Annotated in this window: 4 protein-coding genes; 3 read left to right on the forward strand and 1 reads right to left on the reverse strand. The window is 38.2% G+C overall.

The features are described from left to right. Positions 1–228, forward strand: a 228-nt coding sequence (locus ACR2F7_RS10265; RefSeq protein WP_432713479.1) for an ester cyclase, incomplete at its 5' end; no start/stop codon positions are given. Between the two features lie 60 nt (positions 229–288). On the opposite strand, the gene ACR2F7_RS10270 is transcribed toward ACR2F7_RS10265, so the two are convergent. Next, positions 289–2,718 (reverse strand): alpha-ketoacid dehydrogenase subunit alpha/beta, encoded by a 2,430-nt coding sequence (locus ACR2F7_RS10270; RefSeq protein WP_432713480.1) that lies wholly within the window; start codon positions 2,716–2,718, stop codon positions 289–291. Positions 2,719–2,841: 123 nt separating this feature from the next. Between ACR2F7_RS10270 and ACR2F7_RS10275 the strand changes: the two genes are divergently transcribed. Together ACR2F7_RS10275 and ACR2F7_RS10280 are read left to right on the forward strand one after the other, a co-directional pair. Then, the gene (locus ACR2F7_RS10275; protein ID WP_432713481.1) at positions 2,842–3,231 is read left to right on the forward strand and encodes a DUF1573 domain-containing protein; all 390 of its coding nucleotides are present in this window, start codon (positions 2,842–2,844) and stop codon (positions 3,229–3,231) included. Positions 3,232–3,294: 63 nt separating this feature from the next. Beyond that, positions 3,295–4,497 (forward strand): pyridoxal phosphate-dependent aminotransferase, encoded by a 1,203-nt coding sequence (locus ACR2F7_RS10280; RefSeq protein ID WP_432713482.1) that lies wholly within the window; start codon positions 3,295–3,297, stop codon positions 4,495–4,497. Positions 4,498–4,696 lie beyond the last annotated feature (199 nt).

A 4,696-nucleotide genomic window follows, 5' to 3' on the forward strand; every position in this document is an offset into this window, starting at 1 on the left:
ATACCTGATCTTTATTATGATATAGAATTACTGCTTACTGAAACCAATAAAATAGCGGCTCGCCTTAACTTTAAATGTACACCCATCAGTGAGTTCATGGGGATTCCTATAAATGGTAAAACTGTGAATTTTTCTGAACACGTCTTTTATAAATTAGAAGGAGGGAAGATCAACGATGTTTTATCTATTATTGATACAGACGCGATAAGAAAACAAGTAGCTGTTTAAAGCAAAAATGCCTGTCACCTTTTTAAGGTAACAGGCATTTTTAATATTGATTATATTGAATTAAAATATTGCCGGATATTTAGCTGCATTATGGTCATGCATCATTTTATACACAGTTTCTATCACATCATCAACAGAGGGCTTAGTGAAATAATCACCATCAGAACCATATGGCGTACGATGTGCTTTCGCTGTTAGAGTTTGTGGTTGTGCATCTAGCAGGTAATAACCACCTTGTTCTTCCAGAATTTGTTGAGTAAGGTAAGCTGCACCACCACCAGGTACATCTTCATCAACTACTAAAAGTTTATTTGTTTTTTGCAGAGAAGAAACGCAAACTTTATTGATGTCGAAAGGTAACAGTGTTTGTGGATCGACGATTTCTACAGAGATACCCATTAAGGCTAATTCTTCTGCCGCTTCTTCAATAACCCTTAAAGTAGACCCATAAGAAACAATGGTGATGTCTGAACCTTGTAGAATAACTTCAGCCTCACCCAAAGGAACGGTAAACTCGCCAATGTTTTCAGGCATTTTTTCCTTTAAACGGTAACCATTTAAACATTCGATGACCATGGCTGGTTCATCAGATCTGAACAGCGTGTTATAGATACCAGCTGCCTGAGTCATATTACGAGGGACACAAATATGTAGACCTCTTAAAGAACCTAGAATCATGGAAATCGGTGAACCTGAATGCCAAACTCCTTCTAAGCGGTGACCACGGGTACGAATTATAACAGGTGCTTTCTGCCCCGCTTTAGTGCGGTAAGATAAGCTGGCCAGGTCATCACTTAAGATGTTAAGGGCAAATAATAAGTAATCAAGGTATTGAATTTCAGCAATTGGCCTTAAACCCCTTAAAGCAAGTCCTATGCCCTGACCTACAATGGTCATTTCACGGATGCCGGTATCGGTAATTCTGAGGTCACCATATTTGGCTTGTAAACCAGCAAAACCCTGGTTAACATCACCGATGCTGCCTAAATCTTCACCAAAGGCAACCAGGCGTGGGTCTCTGGCAAAGTTACTGTCGAAACATGCATTTAAGATTTCTCTGCCATCCACCATTTTGCTTTGCTCAGGATAAACCGGAGCTACCTGATCAACAAGAAAAGGGCTTTCTCTACCTTCTGTAAAGAGTTTAGAGTTGTAGCGCTCTTCGTTAATATCTTTTTGTTGTTTATACCAGTTAAGTAAAGCTGTTCTTTCAGGACTTTCTTCATTTAAAGTTACCCTTAAAGCTTTTCTTGCCGATGAAATTACCTCTTTACGCAGGGCATCTGGTGCACCTGCTAATTGGTTTACAATTTTTTGCAGCATTTCATTACCACCTTTAAAGGCAGAAATCATAGCAACAACAACATCTTTATCTGTTTTAATAGAGTTTAGGAATTCGTTCCAGGCTTCTTTTTGTGCCTCACGAACCATTTTGCGGGCGTCATTTTCAATGACTGCCAATTCTTCCTCGGCAATGATTGCAGATTCCAGCATCCATTTTCTCATCTGAAGAATACAATCGTATTCCTTCTCCCACTCAAGACGTTTTTTATCCTTATAACGCTCATGAGATCCAGAAGTAGAGTGGCCTTGAGGCTGTGTAACTTCAGTAACATGGATCATCACTGGCACATGCTCTTCTCTACAAACGTCAATCGCTTTTTGATAAGTTTCGCATAGGGCAGGATAATCCCAGCCTTTAACTTTATAAATTTCGTAACCAGCATTTTGCTCGTCACGTTGAAAACCTTTTAAAATTTCAGAAATATCTTCTTTTGTCGTTTGATATTTAGCCGGTACAGAAATGCCATAACCATCATCCCAAATGGAGATGGCCATTGGGATTTGTAAAACACCAGCGGCATTGATGGATTCAAAAAATACACCCTCAGAAGTAGAAGCATTACCAATAGTACCAAAGGCAACCTCATTTCCATTAATGGAGAAATTCTTTAAATAATCAAGCTCTTTATTCTGTCTGAATAATTTAGAAGCATAGGCTAAACCTACCAGGCGTGCCATTTGGCCTCCTGTAGGCGCGATATCTGAAGAAGAGTTTTTTATTTCTGTTAAATCCTTCCAGCTGCCATCTTCATTGATAGACCTGGTTGCAAAGTGGCAATTCATTTGTCGGCCAGCAGATGAGGGATCAGCATCAAGATCAGGGTGTGCATAAAGTTGAGCAAAGAACTCCTTTATGGTACAAATTCCTGTTGCAAAAGCAAAGGTCTGATCGCGGTAATAACCTGAACGCCAATCGCCGTTTTTAAAGGCTTTAGCCATTGCAATTTGTGGCAGCTCTTTACCATCACCAAAAATTCCAAACTTAGCTTTACCGGTTAAAACTTCTTTACGGCCTAATAAACTAGCCTGGCGACTTTCGAAGGCTATTTTATAATCATTAATTACAATGGTTTTGAAGTCTTCAAAACTTAACGCTGAAGCATCAATAGGGTTCGTTGTAAGTTTAGAATTTGGAGTCATAAGCATTTGTATTACGGTGCAAAGATAAACAATTTATAAAGGCCGGGTTAGTGCAGCAATGTAATTTATATAGTGGTATAGATTTTGAATTGATAATTTAAAGATTAAATTTGTTCAAAACACATCTATATGAAAAAGCTCATCATCCTATTTTCCTTAGTTTTAGGTATCGCCTTATCAAGTAAGGCACAAAACAAACCAGCAGAATTTAAATTTGATAAAGAAACGTATAACTTCGGTAAAATTCCGTCGAATAAACCAGCGACAGTAGAATTTACATTTACAAATATAGGAGATACACCTCTAATAATAAGCAATGTAGAAACAACTTGTGGATGTACTGTGCCAGAATACACAAAAACGCCCATTAAAAAAGGAGAAACAGGTGTGATCAAAGTGACTTATAATCCAACAGGTGCAGCTTTGCCGTTTAGCAAAAGCATCAGTTTAACATCGAATGCTAAAACACCAACAAAGGTTTTATACATCAAAGGCGAGACTGTTAGCGCTGCCAACTAATTAATTTTTATAGATATTTCAATTAAAACCTCGTTAATCAACGAGGTTTTTTATTTTTGCACCATGCCACACCTATCCGAAAAAGGGCTGCAAATGCCAGCCTCACCTATTAGAAAGTTAACTCCTTATGCTGATCAGGCGAAATTACAAGGTAAAAAAGTTTTTCACCTTAACATTGGTCAGCCAGACATTGCCACTCCGGAGGTGATGTTAAATGCGATTAAAAATATAGATTTTAAAGTTTGGGCTTATACGCCCTCAGAAGGTACTTTAAGCTACAGGCTTAAGCTTACCGAATATTATAATAAACTGGGATACAATATTACACCGGAAGATATTTTGGTTACTGTAGGTGGATCTGAAGCCATCACAATTGCTATGCAAACCTGTGTAAACGAAGGTGATGAGATCATTATTCCAGAACCTTTTTATGCAAACTACAATGGTTTTGCTTGTATGAGTAATGTTGTGGTGAAACCTATTCTTTCACACATCGAGAATGGATTTGCATTACCTGCGATTGCTGAATTTGAAAAGTTAATTACAGCAAAAACTAAAGCCATTATTATTTGCAATCCTAATAACCCTACAGGTTATTTATATTCTAAAGAGGAATTAGAGGCCTTAAAAGAATTATGCCTGAAATACGATTTGTTCTTATTTTCGGATGAGGCTTACCGTGAGTTCTGTTATGACGGCAGGGAATTTATTTCGCCTATGCACTTAGACGGGTTAGATGAAAATGTTGTGATTATGGATACTGTCTCTAAAAGATACAGTGCCTGTGGTGCAAGATTAGGATGTTTGATTACGAAAAACAAAGAGGTAATTAAAGCAGGGTTGAAGTTTGCCCAGGCAAGATTGAGTCCTGGTATGGTTGAACAAATTGCCGGAGCTGCAGCTGTTGATACACCTGATAGTTATTTTGAAGAGGTTAACAAAGAATATACTTTAAGAAGAGACACATTGGTTGGCAGGTTAAATGCAATGGATGGCGTTTTCTGTCCAAATCCAGGAGGTGCGTTTTATGTGGTAGCTAAATTACCTATTGATGATGCTGATCTTTTCTGTCAGTGGATGTTAGAGAGCTTTGATCATGAAGGTAAAACTGTTATGATGGCACCGGCAACAGGTTTTTATTCTACACCAGGTTCAGGTAAAACTGAAGTTAGAATGGCCTATGTATTGAATGTTGATGATTTAAATAAAGCGATGGATTGCCTTTCGGTTGCATTAAAGCAATATCCTGGTAATACTTTGGCATAATTTTAGTACTTTTGTATTGCTGACGTGGATTAGCGTTGTTAACTAATAGCGATCAGCAGTACTGGGGCCGTCTTGGATTTGACAGGGTGGAGCTAAGTATGTAAGCATGCAGTGCGTTGTACGGCGAGCACTTTAAAGAGAACGTTCACACTATAATTGGCGAAAATAACTACGCCTTAGCTGCCTAATTTAGAATTAG

This window comes from Pedobacter sp. (assembly GCF_045628745.1).
GTDB lineage: Bacteria > Bacteroidota > Bacteroidia > Sphingobacteriales > Sphingobacteriaceae > Pedobacter.